A 25298-nucleotide genomic window follows, 5' to 3' on the forward strand; every position below is an offset into this window, starting at 1 on the left:
TTTTAGGGGAGGTGCCTTATGCTAAACAAAGAACTTGAAGCGAGCCTAAACGGTGCATTCGCCCGTGCGCGAGAAAAGCGCCATGAGTTTATGACTGTAGAACATCTATTGATGGCTCTATTAGAAAATGTAGCAGCTCAAGAGGCTTTATTAGCGTGCCGCGCTGATTTAGACCAATTGCGTCGTGAACTTGATTCCTTTATTGAACAAACTACGCCATTAATTCCGGTTGATGACGAAAGCCGTGAAACACAACCTACGCTAAGTTTCCAGCGTGTCTTACAACGTGCAGTTTTCCATGTTCAATCATCCGGACGTAGTGAAGTTACGGGTGCTAATGTTCTTGTTGCTATTTTTAGTGAGCAAGAATCTCACGCCGCTTACCTACTTAAGAAAAGTGATATTAGTCGTCTAGATGTCGTTAACTTTATCTCTCACGGCACTGTAAAAGACAGTGACAACGATGATGTTAATTCATCAGATATGGGAAATAACGAAGAGCAGCGCGCAGAAGCAAATTCTGAAGATAAGCTTGAGAACTTTGCAACTAACCTTAATCAGCTTGCAAAAGCGGGCGGTATTGATCCATTGATCGGGCGAGATAAAGAGCTGGAACGCACCGTTCAAGTGTTATGCCGTCGTCGTAAAAATAACCCATTACTGGTTGGTGAAGCTGGGGTCGGTAAAACAGCGATAGCAGAAGGGTTAGCATGGCGTATTGTTGAAGGACAGGTGCCAGAAATTATCAAAGATTGCGTGATCTATTCCCTGGATATTGGCTCGCTACTCGCGGGAACTAAGTATCGTGGTGACTTTGAAAAACGTTTTAAAGGAATTTTAAAGCAGTTAGAAAAAGAAGATCATGCAGTGCTATTTATCGATGAGATCCACACTATTATCGGTGCGGGTGCGGCATCAGGTGGTCAAGTTGATGCTGCAAATTTAATTAAGCCGTTGCTAAGTAGTGGCAAGTTACGTTGTATGGGATCAACCACGTACCAAGAGTACAGCAATATTTTTGAGAAAGAGCGTGCACTTTCACGCCGCTTCCAAAAGATTGATGTGATTGAACCATCTCTTGATGATACAACCAAGATATTAATGGGCTTGAAGCCGAAATATGAAGCGCACCATGAAGTACGTTTTACCAATAAAGCAATTCGTGCAGCGGTAGAGCTTTCAGCTAAATACATCAATGAGCGCCATTTACCAGATAAGGCGATTGATGTGATTGATGAAGCGGGAGCTCGTTGTCGTCTCGCTCCAGCTAATCGCCGTAAGAAAACGGTGAACGTGGGTGATATTGAAGCTATGATTGCAAAGATGGCACGTATCCCTGAGAAGTCGATTTCATCAAGCGATCGAGATGTACTTCAGCATCTTGATGACAAACTGAAGATGCTAGTCTTTGGTCAAGATAACGCCATTGATGTACTCACAGAGGCCATTAAGCTCAGTCGTGCAGGCTTAGGTGCTGAGAATAAACCTGTTGGTTCTTTCTTGTTTGCAGGCCCTACAGGTGTTGGTAAAACAGAAGTGACCGTACAACTTGCACGTACACTAGGCATTGAACTATTACGTTTTGATATGTCAGAGTACATGGAGCGTCATACTGTTAGCCGTTTAATCGGTGCTCCTCCTGGTTATGTGGGTTATGACCAAGGTGGTTTATTAACGGACGCCGTGATCAAAAATCCACATTCAGTAGTGCTACTGGATGAGATTGAAAAAGCGCACCCTGATGTATTTAATCTACTACTACAAGTAATGGATAACGGTACGTTAACAGATAACAATGGTCGTAAAGCGGATTTCCGTAACGTGATTTTTGTTATGACGACCAATGCAGGTGTGACCGAGACAGTACGTAAATCGATTGGCCTTATTCAACAAGATCATAGCCATGATGCGATGACTGAAATCAAACGTGTATTTACACCGGAATTCAGAAACCGTTTAGACAATATCATTTGGTTTAACCACCTAGAGAAAGATGTTATTGGTCAAGTGGTAGATAAGTTTATTGTTGAACTGCAAGCCCAACTTGATGCGCGTGGTGTATCGATGGAAGTCTCTGAGCGTGCACGTAACTGGATGTCAGATAAAGGTTACGATAAATCAATGGGTGCTCGTCCGATGGCGCGTGTAATTCAAGATAACTTGAAAAAGCCGCTGGCGAATGAATTACTGTTTGGTTGTTTAGTGAATGGTGGTTCTGTACGTGTTGACTTTATCAATGATGAGCTTGATTTCCAATTCAGTAGTGAGATGGAACCTGCGCATTAGTGATGAAATGCGATAAAACTAGAAAGCCGCAGGCTACTAAGTCTGCGGCGTTTTTTTATCTACGCAAAAAGATTATTTGATAGATAAAATAAAACCCAGCATTTAGCTGGGTTTCACTGCATCGTTAATTTTGAAAGAAAATTAACGTGCGCGGAAGACGATGCGACCTTTAGTTAGATCGTAAGGAGTCAGTTCCACAGTTACTTTGTCACCAGTAAGAATACGGATGTAGTTTTTACGCATTTTACCAGAGATGTGAGCAGTAACAACGTGACCGTTTTCCAGCTCAACACGGAACATTGTATTAGGTAGTGTATCTAGTACAGTACCTGCCATTTCAATTACGTCTTCTTTTGCCATTGAATCCTCTTAGGCTACCAGCCATTCATCTTGATCGGGCTGGATAATGCCTCGAAACTGTTTAAGTGTAAAGTTTAGGTGCTAATTTTACCCTTGCCAGTTGTCTTTGTCAGCTTTTGTTCGCGATTAATACGTATTTTCTACGTAAATTGACTTTTGTTTGATGTGTTCAGTTTGTATTGCTTTAGATTTAAGCAAACTTACTGCCATATACCATCGATAAGTTTTTGATGAGGGACAAAACGTGTTTTGTAATTCATTGCCTTACAAGCATCGATTTGAAATCCAGGATATAGCCATTGACGTTTTGATTGACGACAGAACGCTATTTGAAAAAGTACACATAAGGTTCCAAGTGAGAGAGAGTGCTCTGGTTCAAAAAAGCTATACACTGCGCTCAATGCGTCAGGAAATACATCCGTTACAGCAATGGCGATAAGTTTTTCATCTTCATAAACATGCAAAAACGCGGTTGCCATCCAAGGTGCTGTTACAAATTCAAAAAATTGTTCTTTATTGGCTGGAAACATGGATCCTGTGGAATGACGAAGACGGATGTATTTTTCATATAATACAAACCAGTTTTCATCTAGCTCTGTTTTAAATTCAAAGCGCAGCTTTCGCATTTGAGCTTGCTGACGCTTTTGACTTCTTGATGGTGTGAACCTTTGGCAATCAATACGTAAAGGTGTACAAGCTGAGCAAGCAGCACACATAGGTTTGTAAATGGCACGACTACTGCGACGGTAACCTGAGGCTATTAATACGTCGTAGCCTTCGGGTGATAGCCACTGTGGCTCTCTTACTACCCCTAAGCGTTCTGTTTGATTAGGTAAGTAACTGCAATTAGATTCTGGTGTTAGACCTATTTGTAGTGATAACTGATCCATTGGTTAGGCCTGTGCAATCGGTAATACGTGAGAAAGATAGGTTTCTACTGGCAGTATAATATCTCGCTGCTGGTAAAGATGGTCTAAAAATAGCGAACGCTCAAAGGTTTCTGCGCCTAAGGATTCAAGGTGTGGATTCATCATCTGGCAATCAATTAATGTACCGCCAAGCTCAGAGAAATAACGACAAAACTGCCATAATGCAATTTTAGATGCATTATCCGCCAATGAAAACATCGACTCACCGCAAAAAACAGTTCCTATTGCAACACCATAAAAACCACCTATAAGTTTTTCATTAGACCAGACTTCCACGGAATGACAAATACCTAATGTATGTAGTTTTTGATAGGCTGAAATCATTTCTTCGGTGATCCATGTTTGTTCAGGCCCTCGGCAACTTGCACAGTGGCGAATCACATCATGGCATGCCTTGTTAATCGTGACGGTATAGCCTGATTTACGGAAAAACTTTTTCAGGCTCTTACTTGGCATAAAGGCATGTGGATGAAAAACGCCACGAGGGGTAGGACTCCACCAGAGAAGAGGTTCACCTTCCGAAAACCAAGGGAAAATACCTTCACGATAGGCGGTTTGTAAGCGTTTGGGGCTGAGATCTCCTCCCATTGCCAATAACCCATTAGGTTCTGATAAGGCGTTTGACGGGTGAGGAAACTGGTAAGTGCTGCTATCGATCTCTGGTAAATAAATAGTCATACTTTACTGATAGTAGTGGTAAATCTTAAATGATTATATCGCAGTTGATGGTGAGATGAGACAGATAATAAAAAGGCGATACAGTCAGATATCGCCTTTATTTATTTTAGCTATTACAGTACTTAGATACGATTACACAATTCTGCATAACGACCGTTTTGTGCCAGTAATGCTTGGTGTTTACCGCGTTCGATGATCTCACCTTCATCCATTAAACAGATTTGATCCATTTGATCGAGTCCCACTAATCGGTGGGTGATAAAGAGTACGGTTTTATCTTTTGCATGTTCGAGTAACAAGGCTAATATTTGCTGCTCAGTTCGGCGATCAAGACCTTCTGTTGGCTCATCCATTAGTAGGATAGGCGCATCATGAAGTAGTGCGCGAGCGATACCTAAGCGGCGTCTTTCACCACCAGAGATTTGACGTCCACCTTCACCTAACCAAGTATCTAATCCTTTCTCTTCAAGTAGGGTTGATAGGCCGACTTGAATTAATGCCTCGGTAAATTCAGCATCAGTGCCGTTGGGTTTTGCTAACACAAGGTTTTCACGCAATGAACCATTGAAGATATCAACACGTTGGCTAACCACGGTAATTGCTTTACGTAGAGCACTTTCACTCCATGTTGGAAGTGGTTTGCCATCAATGGAAATTTGACCTTGTTGAGGATCCCAACTACGCGTGAGCAGTTGAAGTAAGGTTGATTTACCACAACCTGTTCGCCCTAGTAATGCCAGTTTTTCACCTTGTTTTAAGTCTATTGATACATTCTTCACAACAGTCTGAGTGCTACCGTAATAGGTGTAGCTGACATTTTCAATCTTTAGCTCACCTTGTGCATCACCATGGTAACCGTTTGGATCAAAGATCGTATCAGGTGTCGCTTCAATGATTTCATTTAAGCGTTTTGCTGACGTTATGGTTTGCCCTAGGTATTGGAAAGCACCAGCAACTGGCATCATCATCTCAAAGCTTGCCATGGTTGCAAATGCGACCATAGCTACAAATGGATCGGGCGCATGGCCACCAATACCATCAGCAGCAATCCACAGAATGACCACTAAGGTCCAGCCTGTGGCTGCCATCAACATACCATTTGCTAAGCCTGTTAAACTCGCCATTTTGCGTTGAGCTGCAAGCAGTTGGTCTTGCTCTGCTTCTGCTTGTTGGCGGTAACGAGGTTCTGCATTAAACAGCAAGAGTTCTGCATGGCCTTGCAACCAATCTAGTAGTTTTACACGGTAGTTCGCTTTTGCAACTGTCAGTTGCTCACCGTTACGTTTACCTAAGTGGTAAAACAAAATAGGCAATATAAACATTAATGAGAGCAAGATCCCACCAAGCGTTAAGCCAATCGTTGGATCAAACCATGATAAAAATGCGGTAATTGCAGCGATACCTAATACGCCAATCACTAAAGGACTAACCAATCTTAGATAGATGTGATCCATCGCATCAACATCAGCAACTAAACGGTTCAGCAAATCAGCATCACGTAGGTTCGCTTGACGGCCAGGGATCAGTGGTGTGAGTTTCCTAAAGAAAAATAAACGTAGATCAGCAAGGAGCTTAAACGTTGCATTGTGGCTAACAACGCGTTCCCCCCAGCGCCCTGCGGTACGAGCCATAGAGAAACCACGAACCCCAGCCCCTGGTAACATGTAGTTGAATGTTTCTCTCGCTATGGTTAAACCCGCAACAGCAGAAGCGGCAATAAACCAGCCGGATAGGGTTAATAGACTAATAGCGGCAAGAATTGTAGCTAAACCTAAGAGCATACCGAGTGTTAAGCCAAACCAGTGCTTACGGTAAAGTTTTAGGTAAGGGATTAAATCACGCATCGAGATCCCTCTTATCTGTATGGCTTAGCATATCTGCCAGTAAGCCATGTTGACTGATTTCTACGAACGAACCGTTTTGAACAAGTTGGCCATTCTCCATTACAAGAACACGATCCATAGCATGTAGTTGATCTAAACGGTGGCTAACCATCAATGTGGTATGTTGCTCAACAGCACGACCTAAACTTTCAAGGACTAAGCGTTCACTGTTAGCATCAAGGCTGGCTGTGGGCTCATCTAAAATCCAAAACGCACCTTGTTGTAACATGGCGCGAGCAACAGCAATACGCTGCGCTTGACCTACAGATAAACCACCGGAACGATCACCAACATGATGTTGATAACCTTTTTCTAAGCGATTAATGAATTCGTCAGCGTAAGCTTCTTTTGCTACTTGAGTCACTTTGGCTTGTTCCGCGAATTGATCACCTAATGTGATGTTTTCATAAATCGTACCGTGAACAAGTAACGGGTTTTGACCAACCCAGCTAATCGCTTGACGCCATTCACTGTGGTTAAGCTCTTTCAATTCAATCCCATTAACTTTTATACTGCCGCGATAGGGTAGGAACCCCAATAAGGCGTTTAATAAACTGGTTTTACCTGCACCACTAGGGCCAACCAATGCCACATGCTCATTGGCATTAATATCAAATGTCAGTGGACCTGCAAGCTTTTGACCTTCAGGACTTAATACTTCTAATTCGGTCACTGATATTTGTATTTTCTCTGGCGTTGTTAATGTTTTAGTGCCATCCGTCATTTCGTCTGCTTCAATATTTAGAAACTCAACGATAGATTCTGCCGCACCAATAGCTTGTGCCTTGGCATGATAGAAAGTACCAAGATCACGTAGCGGTTGGTAAAACTCGGGCGCAAGAACCAGAATGAACAAACCAGTAAATAAAGTAATAGGGATACCGTAGTTACCGAAATTTAATTCACCGATAAAAGCAAAACCGAAGTAAACCGCAACAATAGCAACAGAAATAGCAGAGAAGAACTCTAATACTGCTGAAGATAAGAAAGCAAGACGAAGGACTTCCATTGTTCGTTTACGAAGTACGTGTGAAGCGGCATTCAGGTTCTCTGCTTCAGCCTCTGCACGATCAAATAAACGCAGGGTAGATAGCCCTTGAAGACGGTCGTAAAAGTGCCCTGATAAGCGTTGTAATGCCTTAAAATTTCGGCGGTTAGCATCTGCAGCACCTAAGCCAACCAGTGCCATAAATAAAGGAACAAGTGGTGCGGTGAGTAAGAATATTAACCCCGCTGCCCAGTTTAAGGGGAAAACGACAAATAAAATAACGACAGGAATAAGAACGGATAGTGACATCTGGGGTAGATAGCGAGCAAAGAAATCTTGCATTTCTTCTACTTGCTCAAGAACAAGACTTGCCCATGTGCCAGCAGGTTTCCCTTTAATATAAGCGGGGCCTAAGTTTTGTAAGCGGTTAAGAATTAATTGGCGTATATGTAACCGTATTTGTTCGCCGCAACGGTAACCAAAAATTTCTCTTCCCCAACTACATAGGGAACGCAAACCGATAATAACAAATAAACCAATAAATTGATTAATAAGAGAGTATTTATCAGTATGTTCAATAATCAGTTGATGCAGAATACTTGCAAGTAATGCTGCTTGTCCAACAAGCAGTAAACCAGACAAAAAGCCTAATCCAATACTTAGCATAAGCCAGCGTTTGGCTAACTTACTTTGGGATTTAAGCCATTTGGTTAAATCTCGATGTAATTGTTTATCCATATAAGGGGTTCATTACGGTATTAACGGTGGGTAGCTCATAGTTAAATGGTGAGCATACATTTAACTATGAGATAAACAAACCGCCACTTATTAAGTTGCGGTTTGGACGTTTACTGATTATTGGGCGTCAAGATAGCGTTCAGCATCAAGCGCAGCCATACAGCCAGTACCTGCAGAAGTAATTGCTTGGCGGTAGTTATGATCCATAACGTCACCTGCTGCAAAAATGCCTTCAATGCTTGTTTGTGTTGCATTACCATTTAAGCCTGACTGCACTTTAATATAGCCATTTTCCATGTCTAATTGACCTTCAAAAATAGCTGTATTTGGCTGGTGGCCAATTGCAATGAACACACCCATAACGTCTAACTCTTCAGTTGCGTTAGAGTGAGTGTCTTTTAGGCGAAGACCCGTAACACCCATATCATCACCAAGCACTTCATCTAAAGTACGATTTGTATGCAGTATGATATTGCCATTAGCGACTTTATCCATGAGACGATCAATCAGAATTTTTTCTGAGCGGAAAGAATCACGACGGTGGATAAGGTGAACTTCAGAGGCGATATTTGATAGATAAAGCGCCTCTTCAACAGCTGTATTACCGCCACCGACAACTGCTACTTTTTGACTGCGATAAAAGAAACCGTCACAAGTCGCACATGCAGAAACGCCACGGCCTTTAAATGCTTCTTCTGATTCTAAGCCAATGTATTTTGCTGAAGCGCCTGTTGAGATAATTAGCGCATTACACGTGTAAGTATTGCTTTCACCTTTTAATAAAAAAGGACGTTGGCTGAAATCCGTTTCAACAATGTAGTCGGTAATAATTTCCGTATTGAATTTTTCTGCGTGTGCTTTCATGCGATCCATTAGCGCAGGACCGGTGAGATCATCAGCATCTCCAGGCCAGTTTTCCACTTCTGTCGTCGTAGTTAATTGACCGCCTTGCTGCATACCAGTGATCATCACAGGGTTTAAATTTGCACGTGCTGCATATACTGCAGCGGTGTAGCCCGCAGGACCAGAACCAAGGATGAGCAGTTCACAATGTTTTACGTTACTCATTTCTTCTCCAGGCTGAATGAGATTATTGTTATTGAGAATTGATTGTAGGTAAATTGCAGACGTAAAGGAAGAGTCGAATTAAGAATAGGTTATTGCTAATTTGTCGTTATATATGAAAAAAAAACGTTAAGAAAAGACAAAGAGGTTAATAAATAAAACGTTACATAGGTCACAAAAAAATACGAAAGAAAATGAATAAGTAAAAAACATAAAATTGAAAAATCAGATTATATTTTTATCGCGTCATTTTTTTATTATCAATTGTTTTATATTTAACCGCGTTAGCTATGTCGAATGTACAGGTTGATGCATAATTTGTTTTTAATCTTTTGATTTTTAATGATAATTTTATTGTTTTTTATTGAGAATAAAAGAAATAACGTTAGCAAAGAAACCTTGATTAAAAAATGCTCGACTAGATATTAGGTGTTTTTATATGGTTAATTATTCATATGATAATGCTCTTTGTCGCAAATAGAATGGAGTCAAAGATACATGTTTTAGGTGTTTTTTATGCGTTTTCGTAGTGATTAATACGAATTTTACTGCTGTTTTACTTTGACAATCATTTCTTATCTGGTAAAAATTTCTATAACTACATAATGATGCGCACCTGAAATTATAGGATAGGCGGGTGATAAATATTCAATTTTTAGCATGCGGCAAGACTGTAGCTGGCAATATTGTGCAAGGAACATGAGCGGGTAGTGAATTATAAAGCTCAAACTGCCATGAAAATAATGTTAAGCAGTCAATTTGTCTAGGTTACATGTCAATTTATAGGTGATTATTGATCATTAATTTTGACTTTTGGCTTATTTGATTCTAAAAATAGATAAAATGTAGTATATTTTTTTGCAAGGAAGTAAGAAGGTGGAATAAAAAATGGTAGATACCAAAAAGAAACCATCCAAGGAATTGGATCGCATTGACCGTAATATTTTGAATGAACTTCAAAAAGACGGCAGAATTTCAAATGTTGAGCTATCAAAGCGTGTTGGTTTATCCCCAACACCTTGTCTTGAGCGTGTACGTCGTTTAGAGCGTCAAGGTTATATCAGTGGTTATACTGCATTGCTTAACCCACAGTTTCTTGATGCTTCATTATTAGTGTTTGTAGAAATCACACTAAATCGCGGTGCACCAGATGTATTTGAACAGTTCAATAAATCAGTTCAAGAGCTTGAAGATATTCAAGAATGTCATCTTGTTTCTGGTGATTTTGACTACTTATTAAAAACACGTGTATCTGATATGTCAGCATACCGTAAGCTTCTTGGTGAAACCTTGTTGCGTCTACCGGGTGTAAATGACACGCGTACGTACGTTGTAATGGAAGAAGTTAAACAGTCAAATAATCTAGTGATTAAAACACGATAAGTGTATTTCTGAGTATAAGCAGAATAAATAAACGAGCGGCTATTTAGCCGCTCGTTTTGTTTGTACGATATGTTAATTTATTCATAGTGGTGGTTAATTGGACAAAAAGTGAATCAAATTGACATAGTGATGAATTTTTTTATCTATTGGGCGTCTAAAATAGCTATCTGTACCTTATTATCTGGGGCGAGAGAAAATTTTTCACTAAAAGCTTTTTCGGTACACAGACAATGCACGCATTTAGTATAGAATAGTGGCATTGAGACAATGACATTGTATTTCTTATATTTAGCTAAACTTTATAGCGCATTTGGCTATAGATATTAGTATTATTCGATGAATGTCTTAGATTTCTGGCAAAATTTTGAGTTTTATAGAGACATCGGAGTTATCCTTGAGGAAAATTAAAGGTAAAAAACTGTCCCAGATGCGTTTGTCAGGTACACAACGCATTGTTGAAGGTTTTTTAATCATCAGTATTTTAGCTGCTATTTATATTATGGTGGCATTGGTAACATTTAACCCTGCAGATCCATCATGGTCACAAACTGCTTGGGAAGGGGTTGTTCAGAATAAAGCTGGCGCGTTTGGCGCTTTAGTCGCTGATACATTCTTCTTCAGTTTTGGTTCATTAGCCTATGTTTTTCCTGCCTTAATAGTCTTACTTGGCTATTATTTATTTCGTCGCCGTTCAAAAAGTTTATCTCACGATTATATGGTTTACGGCACTCGTCTTTTAGGTCTAATTTTATTGCTATTAACTAGCTGTGGTCTTGCTGATTTAAACTTTGACGATATTTGGTACTTTTCATCGGGTGGAGTCGTGGGAGATGTTGTTTCAAACATCTCTATGCCATTGCTTAATGTGCTTGGTACAACATTAGTATTAATGTTTATTTGGGCTATTGGCTTTACATTGTTCTCGGGTATTTCATGGATATCAATTGTTGATACATTAGGTGAGAAGACGCTTGCTTCGTTAACATGGTTTTTAAATAAATTCCGCTCAGATAAACATGAGGTTATGCGACCTTTTGCAACCGAAATCCCTGATGAATCAGAAATGCCTTACATGGCACACATAAGTGACGTTGATGATGAAGATGACCCGTTATTATCATCTTATGTTAATAACGAACCATTAGATAATAATGCAAAAGAAGTCGAATCTTCACCTTATAAGATTGTTCGACCGAATTCTGATGTGACACGTGACCCGTTGTTAGAAACGAGTGAACCTGTTGTCAGCCCGCCCGCGGCACAACCGCAACCAGCTGTTCAACAACCTGTTGTAAGTCAGCCAGTGGTACAACCGCAAACTGCTGTTCAACAACCTGTTGTAAGTCAGCCCGCGGCACAACCGCAACCAGCTGTTCAACAATCTGTGATAAGTCAGCCCGCGGTACAACCGCAACCAGCTGTTCAACAACCTGTTGTAAGTCAGCCAGTGGCACAACCGCAAACTGCTGTTCAACAACCTGTTGTAAGTCAGCCAGTGGTACAACCACAAGCAGCTGTTCAACAACCTGTTGTAAGTCAGCCAGTGGTACAACCGCAAGCTGCTGTTCAACAACCTGTGGTAAGTCAGCCTGTTCAACAGCAACAAGAGACAGTTCAGCAGCCAGCTACTCAGCCTCGTGGTCTTTCGATTGAGGATTTAGAACGTGAACTGGATAAAAATGAAGATTTTACTGTTCCAGTGGATGAGTATACGCAAAGTGCAATTGAAGCGGCTGAATCAGCAGTAACTGCTGCTCCTGCTTATCATTCTTCACAGCAGAATGTCGCTGAACTAAGTCAAGCTGAAGAATCTATGTCTGTTCAACAGACAACACCAGTAGCGTCGCAAGTTGTCGCTCCACAACCAACAACATCACAGCCAGTTCCTGGAAGTGATATTGAAATTGGTGTGCAAGATGGTATGTCTGAACTAGAGCGTGGTGAAGCGGTAGCGTTAACACCAGAACAAAAAGAAAAAGCCGATCAGGAAGCGTTTTTACAAAATATTCGTGATTTACAAAAAGAACAAGCGCATTTGGCTGGATTAGATAATCCGTTTTTAATGCAAACAGAAGTTGATCTTCCGGCGCCAACGTCACCAATGCCGACATTAGATTTATTGCAACCAGCGCGTCGCACTGTGGAGCCTGCTTCTGAAGAAGAGCTGCAAGCGACAGCTGCGTTAATTGAATCTAAGTTAGTTGATTATAAAATTAAAGCGCAGGTGAAAGGGATTTATCCGGGGCCAGTTATTACCCGCTTTGAATTAGATTTAGCGCCAGGTGTGAAAGTCAGTCGCATCTCTGGTTTAGCAAAAGACTTAGCGCGTGCGTTGTCTGTGATGGCTGTACGTGTCGTTGAGGCTATTCCGGGTAAACCATATATTGGTTTAGAACTGCCGAACAAAGGTCGAGAAACGGTATACATGTCTGAAGTGGTCGCCAGTGAGCGTTTTCAGAATATGGATGGTCCATTACCGATTGTTTTAGGTAGCGATATCGCTGGTGAAGCTGTTGTGGCTGATCTAAGTAAAATGCCTCACTTACTGGTTGCGGGTACGACGGGATCGGGTAAATCAGTTGGTGTAAACGTCATGATCTTGAGCTTACTATACAAGTGTAAGCCGGAAGATTGTCGCTTTATTATGATCGATCCAAAGATGTTGGAATTATCTATTTATGAAGGTATACCGCATCTATTAACGGAAGTCGTAACTGACATGAAAGATGCCGGCAATGCTTTGCGTTGGTGTGTTGGGGAAATGGAACGTCGTTACAAGCTCATGGCGAAATGTGGAGTACGTAACCTAGCGGGCTTCAACGATAAGTTAGAGGAAGCGGCAGCGGCGGGTTTCCCTATTCATGATCCATTATGGCAGCCAGGCGATACCATGGATGAATACCCACCATTACTTGAAAAAATGCCGAGTATTGTGGTTATCATCGATGAATTTGCTGACTTGATGATGGTTGTTGGTAAGAAAGTTGAAGAGCTTATCGCGCGTCTCGCTCAAAAGGCACGTGCGGCAGGTATCCACTTAGTACTTGCTACTCAGCGCCCATCTGTAGATGTTATTACCGGCTTAATTAAAGCAAATATTCCTACGCGTATGGCATTTACGGTATCGACCAAAACAGATTCACGTACCATTCTTGATCAAGGTGGTGCAGAATCCTTGCTTGGTATGGGTGATATGCTGTACTTACCACCAGGTCAAAGCCATACAACACGTGTTCACGGTGCATTTGCATCGGATGATGATGTACATAACGTGGTGAATGATTGGAAAGCGCGTGGTAAACCACAATATATAGATAGTATTCTAAGCTCAGACCAAGGTTCAGAAAGTCTATTGCCGGGTGAAACATCCACTGGTGGTGATGATGATATCGATCAACTGTTTGATGAAGTAGCTGCATTTGTCACTGAAACGCGTCGCGCATCAGTATCGGGTGTTCAGCGCCGGTTTAAAATTGGTTATAACCGCGCAGCGCGAATTGTTGAGCAATTAGAAGCGCATGGCATTGTTAGTCCACCGGGGCACAATTCAAACCGAGAAGTACTAGCACCTGCGCCAGTACAGATCCACGATTAATGAATAAACCGACACCTTGCTGTCAGTAAATTTATAGCGTAATTTAAACCGCTGCGCATAGTATGTTCGGCGGTTTACTTTAATAGAGGTAAGCGAATATGATGAAAAAGTTATGGCTAAGTATATTAGTTGCCGTTCCAATGCTTGCAACAACAAGTGCTTGGGCTACGCCACAACAAGCATTAAGTAGCCGACTTGATAAAGTTAATGCCTTTAGTGCTAACTTTACTCAGAAAGTGATAAGTCCTGACGGTGAAATATTGGTTGATGGGACTGGCGATTTATCCATTAAGCGCCCTAATTTATTCCGTTGGGATACTAAAACACCGGATGCAAGCTTGTTAGTCTCCGATGGTAAAACAGTATGGTATTACAGCCCATTCGTAGAACAGGTCACGGCAATGTGGCTAAAAGATGCCACAGAACAAACACCGTTTGTTTTGTTAACACGTAATAATGAAAAAGACTGGTCGCGTTATAATGTGAAGCAATTAGTAGATACTTTTACCTTAACGCCGAAAGATAAAACCTCTTCGATGAAAGAGTTTATCGTGACAGTATCTAAAGATGGTCAAGTGCGTAATTTCTCTGTAGTTGAGAGTGACGGGCAACGCAGTAACTACACATTATCTAAATTTACACGTACTACACCAGCAGCAGACTTATTTAAGTTTACGCCACCGAAAGGGGTAGAACTGGATGACCAACGTCAATGAAAAAACAATCGATATGATGCTATGAGTTAGCGTGTATGTATTGTTTATCTAAATTGTATAGGTGGCTGTTAGCCACCTTTTTCTGTTTATGGGAGTGGTTATTTTGAATAACTTCAGCCTTGATTTTTCTTCTGATTTCAGGCCGCTAGCCGCAAGAATGCGACCTCGAACAGTAGAAGAATATATCGGTCAGCAACATATTTTGGGGCAAGGAAAACCCTTACGTCGAGCCTTAGAAGGCGGGCAACTACATTCAATGATTTTGTGGGGGCCACCGGGTACAGGAAAAACGACATTAGCAGAAGTCGCTGCACATTATGCCAACGCTGAAGTAGAGCGTGTGTCTGCTGTAACATCTGGTATTAAAGATATTCGAGCTGCAATTGATAAGGCTCGTGACAATAAAATGGCGGGACGTCGCACTATTTTATTTGTTGATGAGGTGCATCGTTTTAATAAAAGTCAGCAAGATGCGTTTTTACCGCATATTGAAGACGGTACTGTAACATTTATTGGTGCAACGACGGAAAACCCATCGTTTGAGCTTAATAATGCATTACTCTCTCGCGCTCGAGTTTATAAGTTAAAGTCACTTGAGGATGATGAGATCTTGCAAGTGATTGAACAAGCATTAACGGATAAAGAGCGAGGGGTAACTGAAACGAATTTACACTTTGCGGATGATATTAAAGAAAAATTAGCTGAGTTTGTTCGTGGTGACGCGCGTATGTCTTTAAATTATCTTGAGCAGCTTATTGATATGGCTGAAGAAGATGATGAAGGCATTAAGCAAATAACGGTCGAATTATTGGCGGAAGTCACAGGCGAAAAGGTTGCGCGCTTTGATAACAAAGGTGATCTTTGGTACGACATGATCTCAGCGGTGCATAAATCAATTCGAGGTTCTAATCCTGATGGTGCTTTGTATTGGTTTGCACGTATGCTCCAAGCAGGCTGTGATCCGCTATATGTGGCTCGTCGCCTATTAGCTATTGCTTCAGAAGATATTGGTAATGCTGATCCTCGTGCGATGCAAGTCGCGGTTTCTGCGTGGGACTGTTACACCCGTGTTGGCGCTTATGAAGGTGAGCGAGCCATAGCACAAGCGATTGTGTACTTAGCTTGTGCGGCGAAAAGTAATGCGGTTTATGTGGCGTTTAATCTTGCCAAAGCTGATGCGCGCGAATTTCCCGATTTTGAAGTCCCTCATCATTTACGTAATGCGCCGACCAAGTTAATGAAAGAATTAGGTTATGGTGAAGGATATCGTTATGCCCATGATGAAGCAGGGGCTTATGCGGCAGGTGAAGTGTATCTACCGCGTGAAATCCGTGATCGGGTTTATTACCAACCATCAAACCGTGGTTTAGAAATGAAAATATCCGAAAAGTTGGATTATCTTGCTTCATTAGATGCAAAAAGCCCGTTAAAGCGCTACCAATAATAAGGCTTTTTGGGTATCGTTAAACGACTGGCAGTTCCATGTGAGAACTGCCTTCCTAATTACAGACTATTTTGATAAAAATCGTCTAAATAACGTGCATTTCAGAATATTAAGAGCACAGGATTAGCATGCTAGATTCTAAATTACTTCGAACAGAGCTGGATGAAACAGCTGAAAAACTCGCGCGTCGTGGTTTTAACCTTGATGTAGAAACTTTACGTAACCTTGAAGAGAAGCGTAAATCCCTTCAAGTGAAGACAGAAGAGCTTCAAGCTCAACGTAACTCGCGATCGAAGTCGATTGGTCAGGCAAAAGCGAAAGGTGATCACGAAGAAGCCGAGCGTATTATGGCTGAAGTGGGTAACCTAGGTTCTGAGCTTGATGACGCGAAAAAAGCGTTAGCTGAGTTACAAGCGGAGCTTGATGTTATTACACAATCTGTACCAAACATCCCAGATGATTCAGTACCTGTTGGTAAAGACGAGTCTGAAAACGTAGAAATTTCTCGTTGGGGTGAGCCAAAAGCTTATGACTTCGATGTGAAAGATCACGTAGATCTGGGTGAAATGGCGGGTGGTCTTGATTTTGCGAGTGCTGTAAAAATTACCGGCGCACGCTTTATCGTTATGAAAGGTCAATTTGCGCGCTTACACCGTGCAATTGCACAGTTTATGCTTGATCTTCATACCGAAGAGCACGGCTACACAGAAATGTATGTACCGTACCTAGTAAATGCAGATAGCTTATTTGGCACAGGTCAGCTTCCGAAGTTCGGTGAAGACTTGTTCCATACACAGCCTTTAACTGAAAAAGTAAATGATGAAGAACCTCGCGTTCTATCATTGATCCCAACAGCTGAAGTACCTGTAACAAACATGATGCGTGATACCATCACTGATGAAGCGGATCTTCCTGTTAAGATGACGGCACATACACCATGCTTCCGTTCTGAAGCAGGTTCTTACGGTCGTGATACTCGTGGCCTTATTCGTATGCACCAGTTCGATAAAGTTGAGCTTGTACAAATTACGAAACCTGAAGATTCAATGGCTGCACTAGAAGAGTTAACAGGTCACGCTGAGAAAGTACTACAGCTTCTAGAGCTTCCATACCGTAAAGTGGTTCTTTGTACTGGCGATATGGGCTTTGGCTCATGTAAAACCTATGATCTTGAAGTATGGGTTCCTGCTCAAGAAACGTACCGTGAAATTTCTTCTTGTTCTAACATGTGGGATTTCCAAGCTCGTCGTATGCAAGCACGTTTCCGTCGTAAAGGTGAGAAGAAGCCTGAGCTTCTACACACATTAAACGGTTCTGGTCTTGCTGTTGGTCGTACAATGGTTGCTATTTTAGAAAATAATCAGCAGGCTGACGGTCGTATCGAGATCCCTGAAGTACTTCGTAAGTACATGAACGGTATGACTCACATCGGTTAATCACTGATTTGTCGTTTGAAAACCCAGCCATCGTGCTGGGTTTTTTTATGTCTGCTTGTTGTGATCAAAATTAATGGCACATGTCGTTATGTTTGGAACTGTTATAGCAAGATCATCAGCAATATCATTGATAATAAGATCGAAGAACTGGAAAATAGTGTCTGAGATCTGAATAGAATAAAGATAAAGCTCTTCTTTAAGTTTATTTTTATCTTGGTTATGAAATTGTATTTCATGAAATTTTTGTAGGAGCTTTTCAATAGGCCAAACAGGTGGCGTCTGTTGGCTTATCATCGATATCTGCCCAAGCCTTCGTTGGATCATTTTTACATGCATTTCTAACTCGCGCGCATAGCTTTTGCTTTCTAAAGGACAGTGTTCAATCGTCCAGCGGAATCTATTTAAACTATCCAGTGAATTTAATGTAATAGGCCAAGCGGTTTGATAATGTTCGAAAGTGGTGTCTTTTTCGGCTGTAAGCAAGCTAGAACTAATAACATCATCAATCAGATACATAATGTGTCGAATAATTCTGCCATGTACGGCTTGGCTGCGCTGTAAAGAGTAGTGAGGACAATCTGTAAATAAGCGCTGTATTTCTTGTCTCAATATCCGAAACATCGGTTTGTGATTGGTGTCAGCTTGATAAATTAATATTGAGAGTGTTTGCTTTAAAGCATGCCTTTTACGCTTAACAGATTCATGGATCTTATTATCCATATTGTTACTTATAATTTTTTGATGGCAATAGCGGCGGTGATAACGAATGAATTGTATCAGTTCTCTGAGCTGCATTATTTGATCAAATTGTAGTTGTAATTGGGTGTTATTTTTATTTGTTTTCCAAGTGATATATCCAATCGTTAATAGTGAAATAATGGCAGCTATGATCAACCACATAAATAGCCCTTTAATTACTCTTATTCTTTTAGTAAGCAAGCAATCGTCATGCCGTTAATATATTTTAATTAAAACAACAAGTTAAATATGGTGTAACGGTGTCTTGTGAGCTAACTTGGTTCAAGTGCACCAAAATAGTGAAATAAAAAAGGCGCCATAAAGGCGCCTTATACAATGAGAATTACCGAATTATGAGCTTTGCTTTAGAGGATGAAATTTAACTTCTTCATCTTTAACTGCAGCAGCAGGATCATTGAAGCGTTCAATATCAATCTCGTTTTCACTCTTAGCAACAATACATGTTACTACAGAGTCACCAGTAATATTGACAGCGGTACGGATCATATCAAGTAGGCGGTCAACACCCATGATGATTGCAATACCTTCAACCGGAAGACCGACTTGGTTTAGTACCATGGCCAGCATGATCAAGCCGACACCAGGAACACCCGCAGTACCAATAGAGGCTAGTGTTGCAGTTACAATAACGGCAATGTAGTCACCCATGCTTAGGTCAATGTTGAACGCTTGAGCAATAAATACTGTCGCGACACCTTGCATGATAGCCGTGCCATCCATATTAATGGTTGCACCTAGCGGTACTGTAAATGAAGCAATCTTATTATTTACGCCAAGACGTTTGGTTGCTGTTTCCATGGTAACTGGAATCGTTGCATTTGATGATGCCGTTGAGAAAGCAAACATCACCGCATCTTCCATTTTCTTTAGGAAAGTAATAGGGCTTAGACCGGTAAAGATCTTTAGCATCGCACTGTATGTTACTAAACCGTGGATAAGTAGCGCTGCAACAAGGACTAAGAAGTAGTTAATTAGGTTAAAGATTGCATCTAGACCTAATCCTGTAAATAGCTTAGCCATTAGGAAGAACACACCGAATGGTGCAATGTTCATTAGCAACGCTACAAGCTTCATGATCACTTCATTAAGATCTTTGAAAACTTCAGCAATACGTTCACCTGGTTTACCCGCAGCGCTAATTGCGATACCGAATAATACGGCAAAGACAATAATTTGCAGAGTATTACCATTTGCCATAGAGCTTATTGGGTTAGTTGGGAACATACCGACAATAACGCTACCTAGCGTTGGTGCTTCTTTTGCGGCAAATGTTGTTGCTGCGCTTAAATCTGCACCAGCGCCTGGTTGGAAAACATTAGCAAGGAAAAGCGCTAGGGTAATAGCAATGGCAGTTGTTGCAAGATAGAACAAGACTGTTTTACCACCAAGGCGGCCTAATGTTGCAATATCTTTTAATGAGCTAGTACCACAAACCAGTGATACAAAGACAAGAGGTACTACAAGCATCTTTAAGCTGGCAATGAAAATTTTGCCACCTACATCAAACAAACCGTTAACGATGTATTCGTGGATAAAAGAGATATCAGCTAAAAAGGTGCGAATTAAAAATCCTGTTAGAATACCCAGTACCATACCGAGGATCACTCGGGAGGTGAGGGACATTTTTTTCTTTGTCGTTGACATTGAATTTTCCTTATAATTATTCACTCTGTCCATCTATATATCAGAGCCACAAAGAGACTATCAGCACTTCAATGTTTCAACCAAAGCAAAAATACGATCAAATATTAACTATATGGCTTGAGTCACGTTTTTTATATTTATTTAAAGTTAAATAAGGGTAATATTAACTATATTTTAACATTTGAGTGGTTTTTATATCGGGTTGGTCACGCTTTTATCTTATATATAACTCTACCTAGTGGGCGTTGTTTACTCTCATTCTGTAAGAAAATAGTACTACTTCAGAGGATTAAGCTATTTCACTAATATTTATTTTATAAAATTAAAATGTTTTATTGGCTCTTGTTTGAATTTTTATTCTAAAAATATGAGTTTATATCCAATGGTGATGGGGGCGGCGACAATAAAAAAGGGCACATACAGTGCCCTTCTATATATAGGTGAGGTGTAAATTACATTACACGCATACCTGGCTGTGCACCCTCATGTGGCTCTAGGATCCAAAGATCTTTACCACCAGGGCCCGCTGCTAGGATCATGCCTTCAGACATGCCGAACTTCATTTTGCGAGGCTTCAGGTTAGCTACCATAACAGTCATTTTGCCCACTAACTCTTCTGGTGTGTAAGCTGACTTAATACCAGAGAATACTTGGCGCATTTCACCGCCAATATCTAATTGGAATTTAAGCAGTTTGTTTGCCTTTGGTACTTCTTCACAAGATACAATCTTAGCGATACGCATATCAACTTTAGCAAAATCGTCAAATTCGATTTCAGCTTCAATTGGTTCATCAGCTAAAGGGCTTGCTGGCTTTGCAGCGGCTTCAGCTGCGGCTTTATCTGCTGCAGCTTCTTCTTTCGATGATTCAACCATTGCTGCAACGTGTGCAGGATCGATACGATTAAATAGAGCTTTAAACTTCGTTACTTCGTGAGCTGTTAGCGGCTTGGCAATTGTTTCCCAAGTTAGTGTTTCGTTTAGGAATGCTTCACTACGCTCAGTCAGTTTTGGCATGACGGGCTTCAGATAAGCCATTAGCACGCGGAATAGGTTGATACCCACAGTACAAATTTCTTGTAACTCTTGGTCTTTACCTTCTTGTTTCGCAACAACCCAAGGTGCTTTTTCATCAACATATTGGTTTGCTTTATCAGCAAGTGCTGTGATTTCACGAATTGCACGACCGTATTCACGGCTTTCGTATAGTTCACCGATACGATCAGCGGCTTCAACGAATTCTGCATATAGCTCAGGTTCAACGAAATTATCAGATAACTTGCCATCGAAACGTTTAGCGATGAAGCCTGCATTACGAGATGCAAGGTTAACAATCTTGTTTACTACATCACTGTTAACACGCTGTGTGAAGTCTTCTAGATTTAAATCCAGATCATCAATACGGCTGTTTAGTTTGGCAGCGTAATAGTAGCGTAGACATTCTGGATCTAGGTGTTTTAGGTAAGTGCCGGCTTTGATGAACGTGCCTTTAGACTTAGACATTTTCGCACCGTTTACTGTTACGTAGCCGTGTACGAATACATTGTTTGGTTTACGGAACCCTGCACCATCTAGCATCGCAGGCCAGAATAGGCTGTGGAAGTAAACAATGTCTTTACCGATGAAGTGGTATAGTTCTGTTGAGCTATCTTTATTCCAGAACTCATCGAAGTTTAGATCGTCGCGCTTGTCACATAGATTTTTAAATGAACCCATGTAGCCAATTGGTGCGTCCAGCCATACATAGAAGTATTTGCCGGTCTCACCTGGAATTTCAAAGCCGAAGTAAGGAGCGTCACGAGAAATATCCCACTGTTGCAGTCCTGACTCGAACCACTCTTGCATCTTGTTCGAGGTTTCTTCTTGAAGAGCACCAGATTTAGTCCATTCTTTTAACATGCTTTCAAATTGAGGCAGGTCGAAGAAGAAGTGCTCAGAATCTTTCATGACTGGTGTAGCACCAGAAACGGCTGACTTTGGATTGATTAAATCTGTTGGGCTGTATGTTTCACCACAGTTATCGCAGTTGTCACCGTATTGGTCTTCGGCTTTACACTTAGGGCATGTACCTTTTACGAAACGATCAGGGAGGAACATTTCTTTCTCAGGATCAAAAAGCTGAGAAATAGTACGGCTAGTAATAAAGCCATTGTCTTTTAGCTGGGTATATACAAAAGATGCTAACTCACGGTTTTCTGGTGAGTGTGTGCTGTGGTAGTTGCTAAAATCAATATCAAAGCCAGCAAAATCAGCTTGGTGCTCTTTGCTCACTTCGGCAATCATTTGCTCAGGTTCCATACCCATCTGCTGGGCCTTAAGCATGATTGGAGTTCCGTGTGCATCGTCGGCACAAATGAAATGAACTTCGTTGCCGCGTAGGCGCTGATAGCGAACCCAAATATCCGCTTGTACATGCTCAAGCATGTGACCTAAGTGGATAGAACCGTTAGCATACGGTAGGGCACAGGTAACCAGAATTTTTCTTGGATTGGCAGCCATAATTACTTATTTCGCTCATGATGGGTAAAAAACGTAGCTGTAAATACTACCTGATGGTTGTCGTTATTCCTAGCATCAGATACGGTTTTATCTGCTTAAAAGCTTGTGAAATCGGGCAGTTTTTATGCTTTGGTGGTAGCATTAAGTAAAACAAGTAAAATTAGCGCAGCAACAAGCTCTTAAATGACTAACTAAAGGTTAAATTGTTGCTCGTTTGATAATAATTATGTGGAGCGTTAACTTATGACTAACGATGTAACTCATCGTTTTCAGAATGTTGCTGATATATGCCAATGGCTAAATCATTTTGAGCATTCTCTTTTGAATTCAGAGTGGGCGGATATGCCCAATGTTGTCTCTATCTCTGCAGATGGTTTAATTACCATCACGATTCCTTTTGCTGCGGCTACATTGGTTAATGAGCTTGAACAGTGGATTGCCAGCGAGCAACATACTGGTGTTATTCCTTCAAATGCGACGTTTAATGTACGCGCAAAAGTGGCTACCTTGGCTGTTGAGAACAAGCAACCATTACGTGGTGTGAAAAATATTATCGTAGTAAGTTCGGCGAAAGGTGGTGTGGGTAAATCAACAACGTCAGTTAATTTAGCTTTAGGTCTTCAGCAACAAGGAGCTAAAGTTGGATTACTTGATGCAGATATCTATGGCCCATCTGTTCCTATGATGTTAGGCACCATGGATCAAAAGCCACAATCGCCAGATGGCAAAATGATGCTGCCAATTGAATCATGCGGGTTATATACCAATTCAGTGGGTTACCTTGTACCTGCGGAAAGTGCAACTATTTGGCGTGGTCCTATGGCCTCAAAAGCGTTAGCACAAATTATTAATGAGACATGGTGGCCTGATCTTGATTATCTTGTGATTGATATGCCACCGGGTACCGGTGATATTCAACTGACGTTATCTCAGCAAATTCCTGTTACAGGGGCGTTAGTGGTTACTACACCACAAGATTTAGCCCTAGCTGATGCCATTAAAGGTATTAGTATGTTCAATAAAGTGGATGTGCCAGTACTGGGTATTGTTGAGAATATGAGTTACCACGTTTGTAGTAACTGTGGTCATCAAGAGCATATTTTCGGTACTGGTGGTGCAGCAAAAATGGCACAAGAATATTCAGTGCCATTATTAGCGCAGCTACCACTTGATATTAAGGTACGTCAAGATATTGATAACGGTAAACCAACTGTGGCAGTATCTCCTAACTCTGAGCAAGCGATGGCTTATATTGAATTAGCCGCGACTGTTGCGAGTCGTTTGTACTGGCAAGGTGAAACGGCGGTAGAGCAGATTACAATTCGTACTATGTAACAAAAATATGAGACGGTCTTTGTCCGTTCTCTGTTCAAACGTGCTAGATGTCTCATTTTTGTTGGCATCTGGCATAACAACGGCTTATAATCAGGCGGTTTAATTATTTATCTCGCCACGTGGTCTAACAGGTGCCTTCTGATATGTCTGAAAATTCACACCAATGCGTTATTATTGGTATTGCAGGTGCTTCTGCATCCGGTAAAAGTCTGATTGCCAGTACTGTATACAAAGAGCTAAAAGAAAAAGTAGGCGATCATCAGATCGGTGTTATTACGGAAGATTGTTATTATAACGATCAAAGCCACCTGACCATGGATGAGCGGGTCAAAACTAACTATGATCATCCGAATGCGCTTGATCATGATTTACTTTGTGATCACCTAGAGCAATTAATAAAGGGTGAAGCAGTAGAAGTACCTCAGTATAGCTATAGCGAACATACTCGCCTGAAAGAAACCACGCAAATGACACCAAAGAAGGTGATCATTTTAGAAGGTATCTTACTGCTTACAGATCCACGCCTTCGTGAGATCATGCACGCTAGCGTATTTATGGATACACCACTTGATATCTGTCTACTTCGTCGTCTACAGCGTGATGTTGCAGAGCGTGGTCGTACTATGGAATCAGTACTCGTTCAGTATCAAAAGACGGTACGCCCTATGTTCATGCAATTTATTGAACCGTCAAAACAATATGCTGATATCATCGTTCCTCGCGGTGGTAAAAACCGAATTGCTATCGACGTACTTAAAGCGCATATAGCGAAGTTGTTACGTTCTTAATTTTTTATAAGGCTGGCCTTTGCCAGCCTTATTTTTATCTTTCGGGAAACCCTGTTAAGATTTGCCTACACAGGTATTATTTTATTGATAATACGTGTGTTTTGTTATTCAGGAGAAAGCTCAAATGAGACTTTGTGACAAGGATATCAAGGCGTACCTTGATGAAGGAAAAATCAATATCGAGCCACGTCCAGCAGATGACTGTATTAGTGGTTTAACGGTTGATGTGACCCTTGGTAATAACTTCCGTATTTTTAATGATCATGGTGCACCCTTTATCGACCTTTCTGGAAAGAAAGAAGATGTAGCAACGCAACTTGATAAAGTTATGAGTGATGAAATTGTTGTTGAGGAAGGAGAAGCCTTTTTCCTTCATCCAGGACAACTCGCTTTAGCTGTAACGCATGAATCAGTGACATTACCTGCCAATATCGTAGGTTGGTTGGATGGACGATCATCATTAGCACGTTTAGGTCTAATGGTACACGTTACTGCACACCGTATCGATCCAGGTTGGTCTGGTCGTATCGTACTTGAATTTTATAATTCAGGACGCTTACCACTGGCATTGCGTCCACATATGCCAATTGGTGCGTTAAGTTTTGAAACCTTATCTGGTGAAGCTGAAAAACCGTATAATAAACGTGTTGACGCTAAATATAAATATCAGCAAGGTGCAGTAGCTAGTCGTATTAATGAAGATGATAAAGAGAGTTAATTTCAATCATCAATAATCTATATTTTAAGAGGCAATCCATAGTGATTGCCTTTTT

At 41.1% G+C, this 25298-nt stretch carries 18 protein-coding genes; 9 read left to right on the top strand and 9 right to left on the bottom strand.

Annotated features, from left to right (window positions below; genetic code table 11):
- Nucleotides 1-18 precede the first annotated feature (18 nt).
- A complete protein-coding gene (gene clpA, locus C9J42_RS03000) occupies nucleotides 19-2286 on the top strand; it encodes an ATP-dependent Clp protease ATP-binding subunit ClpA (protein WP_105059833.1) in 2268 nt (755 codons plus the stop codon).
- A 141-nt stretch (nucleotides 2287-2427) separates the two neighbouring features.
- On the opposite strand, the gene infA is transcribed toward clpA, so the two are convergent.
- The 6 genes from infA to trxB form a co-directional block, all read right to left on the bottom strand.
- On the bottom strand, nucleotides 2428-2646 hold the full coding sequence (gene infA, locus C9J42_RS03005) for a translation initiation factor IF-1 (protein WP_005368778.1): 219 nt from the start codon (nucleotides 2644-2646) through the stop codon (nucleotides 2428-2430).
- A gap of 200 nt (nucleotides 2647-2846) precedes the next feature.
- A complete protein-coding gene (locus C9J42_RS03010) occupies nucleotides 2847-3536 on the bottom strand; it encodes an arginyltransferase (RefSeq protein ID WP_107287147.1) in 690 nt (229 codons plus the stop codon).
- 3 nt (nucleotides 3537-3539) lie between these two features.
- The gene (gene aat / locus C9J42_RS03015; protein WP_107245901.1) at nucleotides 3540-4253 is read right to left on the bottom strand and encodes a leucyl/phenylalanyl-tRNA--protein transferase; all 714 of its coding nucleotides are present in this window, start codon (nucleotides 4251-4253) and stop codon (nucleotides 3540-3542) included.
- A gap of 122 nt (nucleotides 4254-4375) precedes the next feature.
- Nucleotides 4376-6097: a cysteine/glutathione ABC transporter ATP-binding protein/permease CydC gene (gene cydC / locus C9J42_RS03020; protein WP_107206172.1), complete on the bottom strand. Its 1722-nt coding sequence runs from the start codon at nucleotides 6095-6097 to the stop codon at nucleotides 4376-4378.
- Complete coding sequence (gene cydD, locus C9J42_RS03025) at nucleotides 6090-7862, bottom strand: cysteine/glutathione ABC transporter permease/ATP-binding protein CydD (RefSeq protein ID WP_107206173.1); 1773 nt, start codon at nucleotides 7860-7862, stop codon at nucleotides 6090-6092. Before cydD ends, cydC begins: the two co-directional genes overlap by 8 nt.
- Nucleotides 7863-7979: 117 nt before the next feature.
- The gene (gene trxB, locus C9J42_RS03030; protein ID WP_107287146.1) at nucleotides 7980-8930 is read right to left on the bottom strand and encodes a thioredoxin-disulfide reductase; all 951 of its coding nucleotides are present in this window, start codon (nucleotides 8928-8930) and stop codon (nucleotides 7980-7982) included.
- Nucleotides 8931-9815: 885 nt separating this feature from the next.
- Here trxB and lrp point away from each other — a divergent pair.
- From lrp to serS, 5 genes are all read left to right on the top strand, one after another.
- The gene (gene lrp / locus C9J42_RS03035; RefSeq protein ID WP_005368765.1) at nucleotides 9816-10310 is read left to right on the top strand and encodes a leucine-responsive transcriptional regulator Lrp; all 495 of its coding nucleotides are present in this window, start codon (nucleotides 9816-9818) and stop codon (nucleotides 10308-10310) included.
- 427 nt (nucleotides 10311-10737) lie between these two features.
- A complete protein-coding gene (locus C9J42_RS03040; RefSeq protein WP_107301643.1) occupies nucleotides 10738-13905 on the top strand; it encodes a DNA translocase FtsK 4TM domain-containing protein in 3168 nt (1055 codons plus the stop codon).
- Between the two features lie 98 nt (nucleotides 13906-14003).
- Nucleotides 14004-14621 carry an outer membrane lipoprotein chaperone LolA gene (lolA, locus tag C9J42_RS03045; protein ID WP_107206176.1) on the top strand — a complete coding sequence of 206 codons (618 nt, stop codon included), beginning with the start codon at nucleotides 14004-14006 and terminating at the stop codon, nucleotides 14619-14621.
- An 88-nt stretch (nucleotides 14622-14709) separates the two neighbouring features.
- The gene (locus C9J42_RS03050; protein WP_279615362.1) at nucleotides 14710-16065 is read left to right on the top strand and encodes a replication-associated recombination protein A; all 1356 of its coding nucleotides are present in this window, start codon (nucleotides 14710-14712) and stop codon (nucleotides 16063-16065) included.
- A gap of 128 nt (nucleotides 16066-16193) precedes the next feature.
- Nucleotides 16194-17501 carry a serine--tRNA ligase gene (gene serS, locus C9J42_RS03055; protein ID WP_107206177.1) on the top strand — a complete coding sequence of 436 codons (1308 nt, stop codon included), beginning with the start codon at nucleotides 16194-16196 and terminating at the stop codon, nucleotides 17499-17501.
- A gap of 45 nt (nucleotides 17502-17546) precedes the next feature.
- Here serS and C9J42_RS03060 read toward each other — a convergent pair whose 3' ends face one another.
- The 3 genes from C9J42_RS03060 to metG all read right to left on the bottom strand — a co-directional run bounded on the left by C9J42_RS03060 (nucleotide 17547) and on the right by metG (nucleotide 22402).
- Nucleotides 17547-18440, bottom strand: coding sequence for a hypothetical protein (locus tag C9J42_RS03060; protein ID WP_233217624.1), 894 nt, complete (start codon nucleotides 18438-18440; stop codon nucleotides 17547-17549).
- 150 nt (nucleotides 18441-18590) lie between these two features.
- Nucleotides 18591-19904 carry a dicarboxylate/amino acid:cation symporter gene (locus C9J42_RS03065; RefSeq protein WP_107206179.1) on the bottom strand — a complete coding sequence of 438 codons (1314 nt, stop codon included), beginning with the start codon at nucleotides 19902-19904 and terminating at the stop codon, nucleotides 18591-18593.
- Nucleotides 19905-20356: 452 nt separating this feature from the next.
- Complete coding sequence (gene metG, locus C9J42_RS03070) at nucleotides 20357-22402, bottom strand: methionine--tRNA ligase (RefSeq protein WP_107245905.1); 2046 nt, start codon at nucleotides 22400-22402, stop codon at nucleotides 20357-20359.
- A 243-nt stretch (nucleotides 22403-22645) separates the two neighbouring features.
- Between metG and apbC the strand changes: the two genes are divergently transcribed.
- The 3 genes from apbC (at nucleotide 22646) to dcd (ending at nucleotide 25243) form a co-directional block, all read left to right on the top strand.
- On the top strand, nucleotides 22646-23737 hold the full coding sequence (apbC, locus tag C9J42_RS03075; protein WP_107245907.1) for an iron-sulfur cluster carrier protein ApbC: 1092 nt from the start codon (nucleotides 22646-22648) through the stop codon (nucleotides 23735-23737).
- Between the two features lie 143 nt (nucleotides 23738-23880).
- Nucleotides 23881-24525: a uridine kinase gene (gene udk, locus C9J42_RS03080; RefSeq protein ID WP_107206182.1), complete on the top strand. Its 645-nt coding sequence runs from the start codon at nucleotides 23881-23883 to the stop codon at nucleotides 24523-24525.
- Between the two features lie 124 nt (nucleotides 24526-24649).
- Nucleotides 24650-25243, top strand: a complete 594-nt coding sequence (dcd, locus tag C9J42_RS03085) for a dCTP deaminase (RefSeq protein ID WP_107206183.1) — start codon at nucleotides 24650-24652, stop codon at nucleotides 25241-25243.
- Nucleotides 25244-25298 lie beyond the last annotated feature (55 nt).

Source organism: Photobacterium sp. GB-56, from assembly GCF_003026105.1.
Taxonomy (GTDB): domain Bacteria; phylum Pseudomonadota; class Gammaproteobacteria; order Enterobacterales; family Vibrionaceae; genus Photobacterium.